Source organism: Bradyrhizobium sp. CFUWI, from assembly GCF_056429085.1.
In genome coordinates, this window is record NZ_JBWJZE010000018.1 from 86,122 (window position 1) to 99,975 (window position 13,854).

General features: G+C 65.3%; 13 protein-coding genes. 3 read left to right on the plus strand and 10 right to left on the minus strand.

Annotated features, from left to right (window positions below):
- Window positions 1–112: 112 nt before the first annotated feature.
- From AC066S_RS30295 to proB, 7 genes are all read right to left on the minus strand, one after another.
- Window positions 113–1,474, minus strand: coding sequence for a S41 family peptidase (locus tag AC066S_RS30295; protein WP_126261276.1), 1,362 nt, complete (start codon window positions 1,472–1,474; stop codon window positions 113–115).
- Window positions 1,471–2,832: a murein hydrolase activator EnvC family protein gene (locus AC066S_RS30300; protein WP_126261275.1), complete on the minus strand. Its 1,362-nt coding sequence runs from the start codon at window positions 2,830–2,832 to the stop codon at window positions 1,471–1,473. The genes AC066S_RS30295 and AC066S_RS30300 overlap by 4 nt, the downstream gene beginning before the upstream one ends.
- A gap of 33 nt (window positions 2,833–2,865) precedes the next feature.
- The gene (rlmH, locus tag AC066S_RS30305) at window positions 2,866–3,348 is read right to left on the minus strand and encodes a 23S rRNA (pseudouridine(1915)-N(3))-methyltransferase RlmH (RefSeq protein WP_126261274.1); all 483 of its coding nucleotides are present in this window, start codon (window positions 3,346–3,348) and stop codon (window positions 2,866–2,868) included.
- 95 nt (window positions 3,349–3,443) lie between these two features.
- On the minus strand, window positions 3,444–3,800 hold the full coding sequence (rsfS, locus tag AC066S_RS30310) for a ribosome silencing factor (RefSeq protein WP_024338888.1): 357 nt from the start codon (window positions 3,798–3,800) through the stop codon (window positions 3,444–3,446).
- A gap of 222 nt (window positions 3,801–4,022) precedes the next feature.
- Window positions 4,023–4,667, minus strand: a complete 645-nt coding sequence (locus AC066S_RS30315; protein WP_167772365.1) for a nicotinate-nucleotide adenylyltransferase — start codon at window positions 4,665–4,667, stop codon at window positions 4,023–4,025.
- Between the two features lie 19 nt (window positions 4,668–4,686).
- Window positions 4,687–5,982, minus strand: a complete 1,296-nt coding sequence (locus tag AC066S_RS30320; protein WP_478271358.1) for a glutamate-5-semialdehyde dehydrogenase — start codon at window positions 5,980–5,982, stop codon at window positions 4,687–4,689.
- 182 nt (window positions 5,983–6,164) lie between these two features.
- Complete coding sequence (gene proB, locus AC066S_RS30325) at window positions 6,165–7,286, minus strand: glutamate 5-kinase (protein WP_126261272.1); 1,122 nt, start codon at window positions 7,284–7,286, stop codon at window positions 6,165–6,167.
- Window positions 7,287–7,477: 191 nt separating this feature from the next.
- On the opposite strand from proB, the gene AC066S_RS30330 reads away from it, so the two are divergent.
- Both AC066S_RS30330 and AC066S_RS30335 read left to right on the plus strand, forming a co-directional pair.
- Window positions 7,478–8,443, plus strand: coding sequence for a Bug family tripartite tricarboxylate transporter substrate binding protein (locus AC066S_RS30330; protein WP_167767789.1), 966 nt, complete (start codon window positions 7,478–7,480; stop codon window positions 8,441–8,443).
- Between the two features lie 16 nt (window positions 8,444–8,459).
- Entirely contained in the window at window positions 8,460–8,963 is a 504-nt protein-coding gene (locus AC066S_RS30335) for a hypothetical protein (RefSeq protein ID WP_478271359.1), read from the plus strand.
- Window positions 8,964–9,141: 178 nt separating this feature from the next.
- Here the strand turns inward: AC066S_RS30335 and AC066S_RS30340 are convergent, their stop codons facing one another.
- The 3 genes from AC066S_RS30340 to AC066S_RS30350 all read right to left on the minus strand — a co-directional run bounded on the left by AC066S_RS30340 (window position 9,142) and on the right by AC066S_RS30350 (window position 12,602).
- Window positions 9,142–10,776 carry an alkaline phosphatase family protein gene (locus tag AC066S_RS30340; protein ID WP_478271360.1) on the minus strand — a complete coding sequence of 545 codons (1,635 nt, stop codon included), beginning with the start codon at window positions 10,774–10,776 and terminating at the stop codon, window positions 9,142–9,144.
- Between the two features lie 218 nt (window positions 10,777–10,994).
- Window positions 10,995–12,035, minus strand: a complete 1,041-nt coding sequence (gene obgE / locus AC066S_RS30345) for a GTPase ObgE (RefSeq protein ID WP_126261268.1) — start codon at window positions 12,033–12,035, stop codon at window positions 10,995–10,997.
- 84 nt (window positions 12,036–12,119) lie between these two features.
- The gene (locus tag AC066S_RS30350) at window positions 12,120–12,602 is read right to left on the minus strand and encodes a MaoC family dehydratase (protein ID WP_478271361.1); all 483 of its coding nucleotides are present in this window, start codon (window positions 12,600–12,602) and stop codon (window positions 12,120–12,122) included.
- Window positions 12,603–12,866: 264 nt separating this feature from the next.
- Between AC066S_RS30350 and AC066S_RS30355 the strand changes: the two genes are divergently transcribed.
- Complete coding sequence (locus AC066S_RS30355; RefSeq protein WP_478271362.1) at window positions 12,867–13,781, plus strand: DMT family transporter; 915 nt, start codon at window positions 12,867–12,869, stop codon at window positions 13,779–13,781.
- The last annotated feature ends 73 nt before the right edge of the window (window positions 13,782–13,854 follow it).

A 13,854-nucleotide genomic window follows, 5' to 3' on the forward strand; every position in this document is an offset into this window, starting at 1 on the left:
GTCAAGCGGCGGCAGGCCGGGAGAGGCCGGGGATGCCAGCTCCCAAGCAAAAAGGGCGGCTCACTGGAGCCGCCCTTGAGGTATCGCGTGATACGCGCGTTGGTTCGCCGACCTAGTTCGCCGCCTTGGGCTTGTCGGTGGTGGCCTTGGTGTCGCCGCCGGGAGCGGGCGCGGCCGAGGCGCTGTTCTTGATGCCGTGGAGCAGGTCGCCGGCGAGCTTGAGCGCCTTGTCGTCCTTGGCGTCCGGCGGGACGTAGGATTGCGAGCCGGTCTTCTCGTCGCCGTCGTTCTTGAGATGGCCGCGCAGCGAAGCCTCGCCCTTGGTGTCGGTACGCGCCTTCAGCTCGTCCGGCACGTCCTGCAGCACTTCGATATCGGGCACGATGCCCTTGGCCTGGATCGACTTGCCCGACGGCGTGTAATAGCGCGCCGTGGTCAGGCGCAGCGCGCCGTTGCCGCTTCCGAGCGGAATGATGGTCTGCACCGAGCCCTTGCCGAACGAGCGCGTGCCGACGATGGTCGCGCGCTTGTGGTCCTGCAGCGCGCCGGCGACGATCTCCGACGCCGAGGCCGAGCCGCCATTGACCAGCACGATGACCGGCTTGCCCTTGGTGAGGTCGCCCGAATGCGCGGTGCGGCGCTGGGTCTCCTCGGCATTGCGGCCGCGGGTCGAGACGATCTCGCCCTTCTCCAGGAAGGAGTCGGAGACGGTGACCGCTTCCTCAAGCAGGCCGCCCGGGTTGTTGCGCAGGTCGATGATGAAGCCCTTGAGCTTGTCGCTACCGATCTGGTTCGTGAGGCTACCGACCTCGCGCTTCAGGCCTTCGGTGGTCTGCTCGTTGAAGGTGGTGATGCGGATATAGCCGATGTCGTCCTGCTCGACACGTGCGCGCACCGAGCGGACGCGGATGTTGTCGCGCACCAGGGTGACGTCGATCGGATTGTCCTGGCCCTTGCGGATGATCTTGAGCTTGATCTTGGTGTTGACCGGGCCGCGCATCTTCTCGACCGCCTGGTTCAGGGTCAGGCCCTGCACCGCCTCGTCGTCGAGATTGGTGATGATGTCGTTGGCCATGACGCCAGCGCGCGAGGCCGGCGTGTCGTCGATCGGCGAGACCACCTTGATGAGGCCGTCTTCCATCGTGACCTCGATGCCGAGGCCGCCGAACTCACCGCGCGTCTGCACCTGCATGTCGCGGAAGCTCTTGGCGTCCATGTAGCTGGAATGCGGATCGAGGCCGGTGAGCATGCCGCTGATGGCCGATTCGATCAGCTTGGTGTCGTCGGGCTTCTCGACATAGTCGGAGCGCACGCGCTCGAAGACGTCGCCGAACAGATTGAGCTGGCGATAGGTGTCCGCGGTGGCGGCTCGCGCGCTGGAGCCCATGAAGACCGCGCGGGGCTGGGTCACGAACAGCGTCAGCGCAGCACCGGTGGCCGCGCTGAGGAGGATTACTGAAGTCTTGCGCATCATCCGCGAACCTTCTCGCCTTCATTTGCGGCCCACCATGGGCCTGGATCGATTGGAGTGCCGTCCTTACGGAACTCGACATACAGCACAGGTTGACTCGCGTTCGTCGCGAGAATGGAGGCGACTTGAGATGTCGACCCCATCGTCGCGACCGGCTCCCCCGTGAGCACGAACTGTCCGATGTTGACCGAAATACGCTCCATCCCGGCGATCAGGACATGATACCCGCCACCGGCATTGAGGATCAAGAGTTGTCCATAGCTGCGGAACGGGCCGGAATAGACCACCCAGCCGTCACACGGCGTTGTGACCTGGGAGCCGGGCTTGGTTGCCAGCGAAATGCCCTTCTGGACCCCGCCGATCCCGTCGGAACCGCCGAAATCCCTGATCTTGTTACCGTTAACCGGAAGAGGCAGCAGACCCTTGGCTGAGGCGAATGCGATCGCGGGGGCGGTCCGGGACCGGTCCTTGAATGCGCCCGGGCCCGACTTGGCGCTGGCGGCCGCCAGCTTGGCTTCCTTGGCCTCGGCCTGCTTTGCGGCCTCGGCTGCTTTCTCGGCGGCCTTGGCTGCGCTTTGCAGGTCCTGCTCCATCTTGGTGATCAGCCCCTGGAGATCGCCGACCTGCTTCGAAAGCATGATCGCGCGCGAGTTCTCGGCGTCGAGATCCTTTTCGCGCGCCGCCTGCTGGCGCTGCCGCTCCTCGACCAGGGCGGTGAGCCGGGTCTGGTCGCTGCGGACCCGGTCGCGGTCGGAGGCGAGCTGGTCGCGCTCGGTGGCGATCGTCTTGCGCAAGGCCACGAGCTCGCCGAGTTCGCTTGCGATCTTTTCGGCGCGGCCGCGCAATTCCGGCACCACGGCGCCGAGCAGCATCGCCGTGCGCAAGGATTGCAGCGCGTCTTCGGGCCGCACCAGCAGCGCCGGCGGCGTCCGCCGCCCGGCCCGCTGCAACGCCGCCAGCACCTCGACGATGTCGCCGCGGCGCGAATCCAGCGACGCGCGCATCTCCTGCTCGCGGCCGTTCAGGCTTCGCAAACGCGCTTCGGTATCGTCGATCTTGGTTTCGACCGTGCGCACATTGGCCGCGGTGTCGATCAGCTGCTGATTGAGCTGGGTGCGGTCCTTCCCGAGCGAGGTGATCTCCGCCTTGAGCTTGGCCTGTGCCTCTTCCGCGCTCTTCTGCCTGGCGCGGGCGGCTTCCAGCTCCTGCTCACGCTGCTTGATGGCTTCGGGCGAGACAGCTGCGGTCTGCGGCGGCGCCGTCTGAGCCTGCGCGCGGCTTGCGCCGAAAACGCCTGTGTTCAAGACGCCTGTGTCCAAGACGCTCGCGATCAGCAGCAGGTTGAGGACAGGCGCTCGCATCGCTTCAGGCAAAGATGCTCGTTGTGGCGCGCATCACGCGCGGTGATAGGGATGGCCGGCCAGAATGGTGGCGGCCCGGTAAAGCTGTTCCAGAAGCATGACGCGGACCATTTGGTGCGGCCAGGTCGCAGAGCCGAACGCGATCGCGAGCTTTGCCTTACGGCGCAATTCGGGCGAAAGTCCGTCCGCCCCTCCGATCACGAAGATAGTATGTCCGGCGCCTTCGTCCCGCCAGCGCGCCAGATGCCGTGCGAATACGGTGGAATCGAGATTCTGGCCGCGCTCGTCCAGCGCCACCAGGATGGACTTTTCCGGAATATGGGCCGAGATCGCCGCGGCCTCCTCGCTCATCCGCGTCGCGGTGTCGCGCGCGCGGCTCTCGGGGATTTCGTGGACCATGAGCTCGCGGAATCCGAGCTTGCGGCCGGCCTCCTCGAACCGCTCGAAATAGCGGTCGGCAAGCTCCCGCTCGGGGCCCTGCTTCAGCCGGCCCACCGCAATGACGGCAACACGCATGATCTCTTCAGGGTCGCGTTTTCAGCACCGCGCGCATGATGCGCGCGCACGACGCTAGCATGCGCGTCAGCCGATTCGAAGTCGGCCCGATGAGCCTAGATCGCCTTCGCCGCCCCTGGGCCCTGCGTGTACAATCGCTCGAGATTGTAGAACTCGCGGACCTCGGGTCTGAACACGTGCACGATCACGTCGCCGGAATCGATCAGCACCCAGTCGCAATTGGGCAAGCCCTCGACATGGATGTTCTTGATGCCGTTTTCCTTCAGGCTCTTGGTGACGTTTTCCGCGATCGCGCCGACGTGCCGGTTGACCCGGCCGGTGGTGACGATCATGTAGTCGGAGTACGCCGATTTGCCGCGAAGGTCGATGGTGACCGTCTCTTCCGCCTTCATGTCCTCGAGGCGGGAGAGGATCAGGCTCAGCGTCTTGTCGGCGTCGGGTTGCGCCTTCAAGGCCGCAGCTTTGGTCGATGTTTTACGCGCCGGCTTGGCAACCTTGGGTAAAACAGACTTTGTCGAAGCTGACTTGGACAATACAGATGCGGTCAGGGACCATTCCTTTCACTGTATCGCGAACGCCGAATCCGGCGCCCACCGGTTACACTACATCATGTGGGGTTAAGGGTTTCAATATGCCAGAGAGGCCCGGAGCCCCCACGCCCCCCATAGTCTGACTCACTTCGTACCTTTCCAGCTCCCGTCCGGGTTCCGCAGGCGCGTCGAGGACAGATTCAGCTTCATTCCGGTCAGGAAGACCCAGGCCGGCGCCGGCTGATCCGCGAGGAGTGCCGCCTTTTTCTCAGGCAGGCGGTAGCGCGCCAGCGCCTTGGCGGCGGGAGAGGCGAGGGCGCGAAAACTCTGCGGCGGACGATCGACCACCGCGATCGGCACCTGGTCGGCTATGCGCCGCCAGTGCTGCCAACGATGGAATTGAGCGAGGTTGTCGGCGCCCATGATCCAGACAAAGCGCAGGCCCGAGAGGCGGCGGCGCAAGGTGTTGATCGTGTCGATAGTATAACGGGTGCGAATGACGGATTCGAGACAGCTGACCTCGATCCTGGGATCGTCGGCGACGTCGCGCGCGGCCTGCATGCGCTCGCCGAGCTCATGCAGCGTGCCGTTCTCCTTCAGCGGATTGCCGGGGGTCACCAGCCACCAGACGCGATCGAGTTGCAATCGCTTCAGCGCGAACTGGCTGATGGCACGATGCGCCTGATGCGGCGGATTGAACGAGCCGCCGAGCAGGCCGATGCGCATGCCCTCCGTATAGGGCGGGACCGCTTGCGCCAGGAAACGCGGCAAGACGAAATTGTTGGTCAATGCCCGCGCCTCGCGACGTTTACGGCCGTGTCTGCCCGGTGCCGTGGACGCGATACTTGAAGCTCGTCAATTGCTCGGCGCCGACAGGGCCGCGGGCGTGGAAGCGGCCGGTGGCGATGCCGATCTCGGCGCCGAAGCCGAACTCGCCGCCATCGGCGAACTGCGTCGAGGCGTTGTGCAGCACGATTGCCGAATCGACCTCGCCGAGGAATTTCCTCGCCGCAGCCTCATCGGCGCTCACGATCGCATCGGTGTGATGCGAGCCGTGGGTCTGGATGTGCGCGATCGCGCCGTCGACGCCGTCCACCACCTTCGCCGCGATGATCGCGTCGAGATATTCGGTGTCCCAATCGTCCTCGCTGGCGGGCTTGACGCGCGCGTCCGCTTTCTGCACCGCGTCGTCGCCACGCACTTCGCAGCCCGCATCGAGCAGCATCTCGACCAGCGGCTTCAGATTTTTGCCGGCAGCCGCGCGGTCGACCAGCAGCGTCTCGGCCGCGCCGCAGACGCCGGTGCGGCGCATCTTTGCGTTGAGCACGATCGACTTCGCCATGGCGAGATCGGCGCTGGCATCGACATAGACGTGGTTGACGCCTTCGAGATGCGCGAAGACAGGCACGCGCGCTTCCTGCTCGACGCGGGCGACGAGGCTCTTGCCCCCGCGAGGCACGATCACGTCGATCGCGCCGTTCAACCCTGACAGCATCATGCCGACCGCGGCGCGGTCGCGCGTCGGCACCAGCGTGATCGCAGCCTCGGGCAGGCCGGCTTCGCGCAGGCCCTGCACCAGGCAGTCATGGATGGCACGGCACGAGCGAAAACTGTCGGAGCCGCCGCGCAGGATCACGGCATTGCCGGATTTCAGGCAGAGCACGCCGGCGTCTGCCGCCACGTTCGGCCGGCTCTCGAAGATCACGCCGACGACGCCGAGCGGCACGCGCACGCGCTCGATGGTCATGCCGTTCGGCCGCTGCCAGCTCTCGGTGACGGTGCCGACGGGGTCGGCGATGCCGCGCACGATAGCGATGCCCTCGGCCATGCCCTCGACCCGCGCCGGTGTCAGCGTCAGGCGGTCGATGAAGGCGGAGGTGGCGTTGCCGGAGGCGCGGGCCTCGGCGACGTCCTCGGCATTGGCGGCAAGAATGGCGGCCGCGTTGGCGCGGATCGCCCGCTCCATAGCCTCCAGCGCCCGGTTCTTCTGCTCCGGCGGCGCCAGCGCCAGCACGCGCGCGGCAGCGCGGGCACGGGTCCCGAGATCGGACATCAGCGCCTGGAGATCGGCATTGCCGTCGACGGCTTTGAGGGGGGCGGCCATTGGAGTCTCAACCTTCTGCTAAGGCGGTGTCCTAGCACGGAAATCCCGCTTTTGCGAAGGGCGGGCAGGGAATGGCAGGTCTCCCGACGTCATTCCGGGGCGGTGCGAGAGCACCGAGCCCGGAATCTCGAGATTCCGGGTCTGGTCCTTCGGACCATCCCGGAATGACGGCGCAAAGGGGCCTACCCGCCCACCACCAGATCATCCCGGTGGATCATCTCCGAGCGCCCGCTGATGCCGAGGATGGCCATCACATCCGGCGAGGAGCGTCCCTTGATCCGCTCGGCGACCTCGGCGTCATAGGCGATCAGGCCGCGGCCGACCTCGCTGGTGTCGGGGCCGCGCACGATCACGGCATCGCCGCGGGCGAACTGGCCCTCGACCTTGATCACGCCGGCCGGCAGCAGGCTGGCGCCGGCGCGTAGCGCCGTCACCGCGCCGGCATCGATCGTCAGCGTGCCCTTCGGCTCCAGCGTGCCCGCGATCCAGCGTTTGCGCGAGGTGATGGGGTTGGCGGGCGTCAGGAACCAGGTGCAGCGGCCGCCATCGGCGATCGCCTGCAGGGGATGCTCGATCTTGCCGGAGGCGATCAGCATATGCGTGCCGCCGGTCGTGGCGATCTTGGCCGCTTCGACCTTGGTGCGCATGCCGCCGCGCGACAGCTCGGATTCGGCATCGCCCGCCACCGCCTCGATCTCCGAGGAGATGCTCTCGACCACCGGAATCAGCTTGGCGTTCGGGTTGTTCTTCGGCGGGGCGTCGTAGAGCCCGTCGATGTCGGACAGCAGCACGAGCAGGTCGGCGCTCGCCATGGTGGCGACGCGCGCGGCGAGGCGGTCATTGTCGCCGTAGCGGATCTCGTTGGTGGCGACCGTGTCGTTCTCGTTGATCACCGGGATGGCGCGCCATTCCAAAAGCTTGCCGATGGTGGAGCGCGCGTTGAGGTAGCGGCGGCGCTCCTCGGTGTCCTGCAGCGTCACCAGGATCTGGCCGGCGCCGATGCCGTGCGCCCCGAGCACCTCGGACCAGATCCGCGCCAGCGCGATCTGGCCGACCGCGGCCGCGGCCTGGCTCTCTTCCAGCTTCAGCGGGCCGCGCGGCAGCTTGAGGCGGCTGCGGCCGAGCGCGATCGAGCCGGAGGAGACGACGAGGACGTCGCGTCCTTCCTTGTGCAGCTTGGCCATGTCGTCGGCAAGCGCGGCCAGCCAGGACGCCCGCACCTCGCCCTTGTCGGAATCCACCAGCAGTGCGGAGCCGACCTTGACGACGATGCGGCGGAATTGACTGAGTTCGGGGCTGGCCATCATGCGCCTGGACGATCTGCTCTGCGTTGGAAACGGCGGAGCGAAAGAGCAGCGCCGATAGGCCCGCTTTTGCAGCAGGACGATGGCCGGCGCAAGGCGCCGGGCATGGTAAACGGCCAAGGTCGGCCTTGTCCGGGACGCCGCTCTGGTTCTAATTGATACCAACCAAAATGGGGTCAAAGGGGAAACGCATGGATCGCCGCGAATTCATGGCCGGATGTATCGCTCTGCCGCTGCTGGCGCAGGCGGGTGGAGCGCAGGCGCAGGCCGGGCTGACCAAGATCATCTTCCCGTTTGCGGCGGGGGCCGGCGGCGACACGCTGTGCCGCCTGATGGCGCAGGAGATGGCGCCGGTGCTGCAACGGACCATGGTGGTCGAGAACCGCACCGGCGGCGACGGCCTGATCGGCATCAAGGCGGTGAAGGGCGCAAGCCCCGACGGCAGCATGGTGCTGGTGACGACGGGGCCGACCATGTACCTGCTGCCGATGGTGGAGAAAACACCGAGCTTCGACACCGCCAAGGATTTCATGCCGGTGTCGCTATTGGCGCGGTTCGAATTCGCCGTCGTGATCGGCCCGGGCGTCGATGCCCCGGACTTCAAGAGCTTTGTCGCCTGGCTGAAGGCGCATCCGGACAAAAGCTCGTTCGGCGTCCCCAGCAATGGCACCATTCCGCATTTCACCGGCTCGAAGCTGGAGAAGGATCTCGGCATTCCCCTGACCCGCGTGCCCTATCGCGGCAGCGCGCCGATCCTCAACGATCTCGTCGGCGGTCACATCTCGTTCGGCATCACGACGCTGGCGGATGCACTGCCGCAGCATCGCGCCAAGGGTGTGAAGATCATCGCCGTGTCGAGCGCCGAGCGTTCGCCGTTCGCGCCTGAAGTCCCGACGCTGAAGGAGAGCGGCATCGATCTCGTCGCGGACGCCTGGTACGGCATGTGGCTCCCCGCCGGCAGCCCGCCGGACTTCGCCGGCAAGCTCAGTGCGGCCGCGAGCGCTGCGCTGGCCAAGCCGGAGGTCAAGGAGAAGCTCACCGCGATCGGGCTCATTCCGGTCGGCTCGACCCCGGACGGATTGACCAAGGAGCTCGCCGCCAACACCGCGCTGTGGCAGCCGATCGTGAAGGCGACGGGCTACAAAATCGAGAATTGAAGCTGTTTGGTCGACAATGACAGAGCGGTTACTCGGCGCGGCGCGCGTGTTTGCGAGCAATTATCAGATCGTCGTGTGCGACGATCCATTCAGGTCCCTTGAGAGCGAGGAGAACTGGGACGCGGAGAAAACCAGGCAAGGTTTTGCCGGCGTGCCGGCGTTTCGAATGATTGGCACCGAAGCCGATCTCAACGACCATTGGGTTGAGCTGGTGTTGAGTGACGGGCCGCCTTCATCGGATGAGTGGCAGCGGATCACGTGCGTGCATTTCAGTTGCGGGAGCGGGCATATTCACGTCATGTCGGTGATCGACACCGACCCTCCAATTTCTGCGGATATCGAGCAGGGTGACTACGCAGTCTACGTGGCTGGGCAAAATCTCGGAGTTGACCAGTCGAGCCTCGGTGAGACGGCCAGACTCTCGGACGCTGAAATCGCCGAGCGAAAGGATATGGAGTGGTACCGGCTCTTTCTGGTGCCAGGTAAGCCGAAATTTGAAGGCCGTTTGGTCGACCGTTAGTCGGCGGCATTTGCGCGGTCGTCGCTGGGCTTGATGCCTAGAGAGAGCGCCGCGCTCTCTCTATCCCCTCATCCTGAGGAGCGCGCTTTTGCGCGCGTCTCGAAGGATGAAAGGCCCGGCTGCGTGCGGGGCCTGCATGGTTCGAGACGGCGCTTCGCGCCTCCTCACTATGAGGATCTTATAGTTTCCCGCGTTGCGCCATGCCGTCCTTGATCGCCGCGAGCTCTTTCTCATCCCAGATGCCGATCAGGACGCCATTCTTCACCTGGAGCTGATTGTCGGCATAGGCCGCGATCTTCTCGCGCGGGGTGGTGATGTGGCCGCTCGGATGCAGTGCCCAGTCGAACAGCTCGGCCTGGAGACGTGCGATGATGCCGGCGCATTCGGGGTCGTCGCCGCGATCCAGATACTCTTCCGGATCGGTATCGAGGTCGTACAGCATCGGGCGGAAGCCGGAGGCGTGGATGTATTTCCAGCGGCCGTCGAACACCATGAACAGGCGGCAGCGTTCGATCGGCTGGTTCAGCTTCAGCCTGACGTCCTGCATGGCGTAGTCGTACTCGGAGAACGCCACCTTGCGCCAGTCCGGCGGGCTCGGCCCACGCAGCAGCGGCAGCAGCGAGCGTCCTTCGAGGATGTGACCCGGCACCTTGCCGCCGAAATAATCGACGAAGGTGGGGGCAAGGTCGATGGCCTCGACCAGCGCGTCGCTGCGTGTGCCGCGCGTGGCGTCGGCCTCCTTCGAAGGATCGATGATGATCAGGGGAATTTTCGCCGATTGTTCGTGGAACAGGTCCTTCTCGCCCATCCAGTGATCGCCGAGATAATCGCCGTGATCCGACGTGAACACGATCATGGTCGTCTCCAGCAGATCGCGTTCCTCCAGAAATTTCATCAGCACGCCCATCTGGTCGTCGATCTGCGTGATCAGGCCCATATAGGTCGGGATCACCTTTTCGCGGGCATCGTCGCGCGCCATGTTGCGGGAGTAGCGCATGTCCATGTAGGCGCCGAACACGGGATGCGGATTCTGCCGCTCGCGCTCGGAGCGGATCACCGGGATCATGTCGTCGGTCGAATACATGCTGGCGTAAGGCTCGGGCGCGATATAGGGCCAGTGCGGCTTGATGTAGGACAGATGCAGGCACCACGGCTTGCCGTCGGTCTCGGCTTCGGTGATGAAGTCCATCGCGCGCCGCGTCATGTAGGGCGTCTCGGAATGTTCCTCCGGCACGCGCGCGGCCTTGTCGGCGTGCACCAGCAGCCAGCCGTTCTGCAAGCTGCCGTCGTCGGCTGCGCCGGAATTGGCCCAGTGCTCCCAGGGATTGGTGGCTTCAAAACCCTGCTTGCGCAGATATTCGTCGTATTTCGGACGCGGCCGCCCCGTCGGATGCAGGCCGTCGTCGCGCTCGTAAGGCTCGAAGCCGCATTCGGCGACATGCACGCCGATGATCGATTCCGGGGGAATGCCGAGCGCCTTCATGCCTTCGAGATCGGGTGCCATGTGGGTCTTGCCGACCAGCACGTTGCGCACGCCGATCTTCTTGAGGTGATCGCCGAGCGTGGGCTCGCCGACGCGCAGCGGCCAGCCGTTCCAGTGCGAGCCGTGCGAGCGCATGTAGCGGCCGGTGTAGAACGACATCCGCGACGGGCCGCAGATCGGCGATTGCACATAGGCCTTGCTGAACAGCACGCCGCGCCTGGCCATGGCGTCGATGTTCGGTGTCTTCAGCGTGGGATGGCCGGTGCAGCCGAGATAGTCATAGCGAAGCTGGTCGCACATGATCCAGAGAACGTTCTTCGCGCGCGCCATGCGTCATCCCTGCCGTTTCTTGATTGTGTGATGCTGCGATATTGGAGCGGCGAAGACAAGCCGGTGCTCAATTTGACCCCGTCAAGACCACTGAACCTCATCCTGAGGAGCCCGCACAGCGGGCGTCTCGAAGGATGGCTACAGGCGAGAGCCGGGCCTTCATGGTTCGAGACGCGCGTTCCGCGCTCCTCACCATGAGGGTCTCTAAGTTGGATCGCTCAAGCCGACCACGGCTCGGCTTCCGCCGCGCTCTTGGCCTTGGCCGACACCGGGGCCTCGCCGATCACCTCGGCCAGCGCGCGCAAGGCTTCCTTGACGCCCTGGCCGGTCACGCCGGACAGCAACAGCGGCGTCTTCTTGGCGGCGCGCTTCAGGCGTTCCTTCTGCTTCTTCAATTCGTCCGGATCGACCGCGTCGATCTTGTTCAGCGCGACGATCTCGATCTTGTCGGTGAGCTGGCCGCCATAGGCGTCGAGCTCCTTGCGCACCGTCTTGTAGGCCTTGCCGGCATGCTCGCAGGTTGCGTCGACCAGATGCAGCAGCACGCGGCAGCGCTCGACATGGCCGAGGAAGCGGTCGCCGAGGCCGGCGCCTTCATGCGCGCCCTCGATCAGGCCGGGAATGTCGGCCAGCACGAATTCGCGGCCGTCGGCATTCACGACGCCGAGCTGCGGATGCAGCGTGGTGAAGGGATAGTCGGCGATCTTCGGCTTTGCCGCGCTGACCTTGGACAGGAAGGTCGACTTGCCGGCATTGGGCAGGCCGACGAGGCCGGCATCGGCAATGAGTTTCAGACGCAGCCAGATCCAGCGTTCCTCGCCCGGCTGGCCGGGATTGGCGTTGCGCGGCGCGCGGTTGGTCGATGACTTGAAATGCGCATTGCCGAAGCCGCCATTGCCGCCCTCGGCCAGCACGAACTTCTCGCCGACTTTGGTGAAGTCGTGGATCAGCGTCTCGCGATCCTCGTCGAAGATCTGGGTGCCCATCGGCACCTTCAGCACGATGTTCTTGCCGTTGGCGCCGTGACGGTCCGAGCCTGAGCCGTTCTCGCCCTTCTGGGCCTTGAAGTGCTGCTGGTAGCGGTAGTCGATCAGCGTGTTGAGGCCGTCGGCGACCTCGATGATGACGTTGCCGCCGCGGCCGCCATTGCCGCCGGAGGGGCCGCCGAATTCGATGAACTTCTCGCGGCGGAACGCCACGCAGCCGTTCCCGCCGTCACCGGAGCGGATATAGACCTTTGCTTCGTCGAGGAATTTCATGGGCCATAGGTAGGCCAGCCGGTCTCCCGCGGCAACCCGGACAGTCCGTAAATCGGCCGAATCCCGGCGATTCTGGTCCCGTGATTAACCTGTCGGCCGCTTCCGGATCAGGAATTTCTGCATCCCCTCCAGCACCAGCTCCTTGCGCTGGTTGAACACGGTGCTGCGAAGCGTCACCGCGCCGGTCGTGCGGCCCGGCACCAGCTCGGTGACCTCGAGCGCCGGATAGATCGTGTCGTCCGCGAACACCGGTTTGAGAAACCGGCTCGACTGCTCGAGGAAGCCGACCAGGGAGTCCTCGACCATGAACGGAAACAGCCCGGCGCCGGGCGCGGTGTGGATCAGGGTCTGGAAACCGTGGGCGAGCAGATGCGGCATGCCGCGGCTGCGGCAATATTCCACGTCGTAGTGCACGGGATGGGTGTCGCCGCTCGCGGTCTGGAACGCCGCGAAGATCGCCGGCGTCTGGGTGCGGCTCGGCAGCACGAAGCGTTCGCCGACGACGAAATCCTCAAACCAGCGTTGCGTGGGGATCATGCGATGCTGCGAGGGATCGAAATCGGCCATGCCAGTGCTCTCTGCTAGGGATCGGCTTATCGCTACCGCGGCGCGAAGAGTGCGACAATCCGTTCAATTCGGCGTGGCGGGCTTGTCCGGCGCGGCCACGTCATTAAAACGACCGCAAGCGACCCTATCGGCCGATTCCTGACGCTCTCTCCCCGTCATTGCGAGGAGCGAAGCGACGAAGCAATCCAGACTGCCGCCGCTGAGACAGTCTGGATTGCTTCGCTGCGCTCGCAATGACGAGTCCCACATTCGAAACTCGTTGCAATGCCCCTCTTCAAGAATCTCTCCGCCTATGACGACCGTTCGGCGCGCCTTGCCGGCATTGCGCTCATGGTGCTGTCGATCTTCATGTTCTCGTTCGGCGACGCCATGGGCAAGTTCCTGGTCGGGACTTATTCGGTGGGGCAGCTCTTGTTCCTGCGCGCCTGCGCGGCGCTGCTGTTGCTGTCGCCGCTGATCTGGAAGCAGCGTCACCAGTTCCTGCGTCTGGAGCGGCCGGGCCTGCAGCTGTTCCGCGTCGTGCTGTCGACGCTGGAGGTCGCCGCCTTCTTCCTCGCGACCGTCTATCTGCCGCTCGCCGACGTCATCACCTATTATCTCGCCGGCCCCATCTTCGTCACCGCGATGTCGGCAATCTTCCTAGGGGAGAAGGTCGGCTGGCGGCGCTGGACCGCGATCCTGATCGGATTCAGCGGCGTCCTGATCGCGCTGCGGCCGTCGGCCCAGACCGTCAGCCTGCCGGCGCTGATCGCGCTCGGCGGCAGCCTGTCGTTTGCGACCCTGATGCTGATCACGCGCAGCCTGCGCAAGACGCCCGACATCGTGATGGCGTCCTCGCAATTCGTCGGCACGTTCTCGCTGGGCGCCGTGCTGTCGGCCTTCAACTGGGTGCCGCCGACACCTGGCAGCCTCGTATTTTTCGCGCTGGCCGGCGTCATTTCGGTCACCGCGCTGTTCTGCGTCAACCGCTCGCTCAAGCTGGCGCCGGCCAGCGTCGTGGTGCCGTACCAATATTCGATGATCGTGTGGGCGGTGATCTTCGGCTTCGTCGTGTTCGGCGACGTGCCGTCGATGGCCACGCTCGTCGGCGCGGCGATCATCATCGGCGCCGGGTTCTACATCTATCTGCGCGAGCGGGATCTGGGGCGCGAGAGCGCCGACGTGAACCCGCCGGCGTGAGGCTTACCCTCCCCTGGAGGGGGAGGGTCGCGCGCGCGAAGCGCGAGCGGGGTGGGGTGATCTCTCAACTCGG

Bases quoted from the DNA above. Each gene is read 5' to 3' on its own strand.
- AC066S_RS30295 (WP_126261276.1), bottom strand. From the start codon at position 1,474: ATGATGCGCAAGACTTCAGTAATCCTCCTCAGCGCGGCCACCGGTGCT.
- AC066S_RS30300 (WP_126261275.1), bottom strand. From the start codon at position 2,832: ATGCGAGCGCCTGTCCTCAACCTGCTGCTGATCGCGAGCGTCTTGGAC.
- rlmH (WP_126261274.1), bottom strand. From the start codon at position 3,348: ATGCGTGTTGCCGTCATTGCGGTGGGCCGGCTGAAGCAGGGCCCCGAG.
- AC066S_RS30320 (WP_478271358.1), bottom strand. From the start codon at position 5,982: ATGGCCGCCCCCCTCAAAGCCGTCGACGGCAATGCCGATCTCCAGGCG.
- proB (WP_126261272.1), bottom strand. From the start codon at position 7,286: ATGGCCAGCCCCGAACTCAGTCAATTCCGCCGCATCGTCGTCAAGGTC.
- AC066S_RS30330 (WP_167767789.1), top strand. From the start codon at position 7,478: ATGGATCGCCGCGAATTCATGGCCGGATGTATCGCTCTGCCGCTGCTG.
- AC066S_RS30335 (WP_478271359.1), top strand. From the start codon at position 8,460: ATGACAGAGCGGTTACTCGGCGCGGCGCGCGTGTTTGCGAGCAATTAT.
- AC066S_RS30340 (WP_478271360.1), bottom strand. From the start codon at position 10,776: ATGGCGCGCGCGAAGAACGTTCTCTGGATCATGTGCGACCAGCTTCGC.
- obgE (WP_126261268.1), bottom strand. From the start codon at position 12,035: ATGAAATTCCTCGACGAAGCAAAGGTCTATATCCGCTCCGGTGACGGC.
- AC066S_RS30350 (WP_478271361.1), bottom strand. From the start codon at position 12,602: ATGGCCGATTTCGATCCCTCGCAGCATCGCATGATCCCCACGCAACGC.
- AC066S_RS30355 (WP_478271362.1), top strand. From the start codon at position 12,867: ATGCCCCTCTTCAAGAATCTCTCCGCCTATGACGACCGTTCGGCGCGC.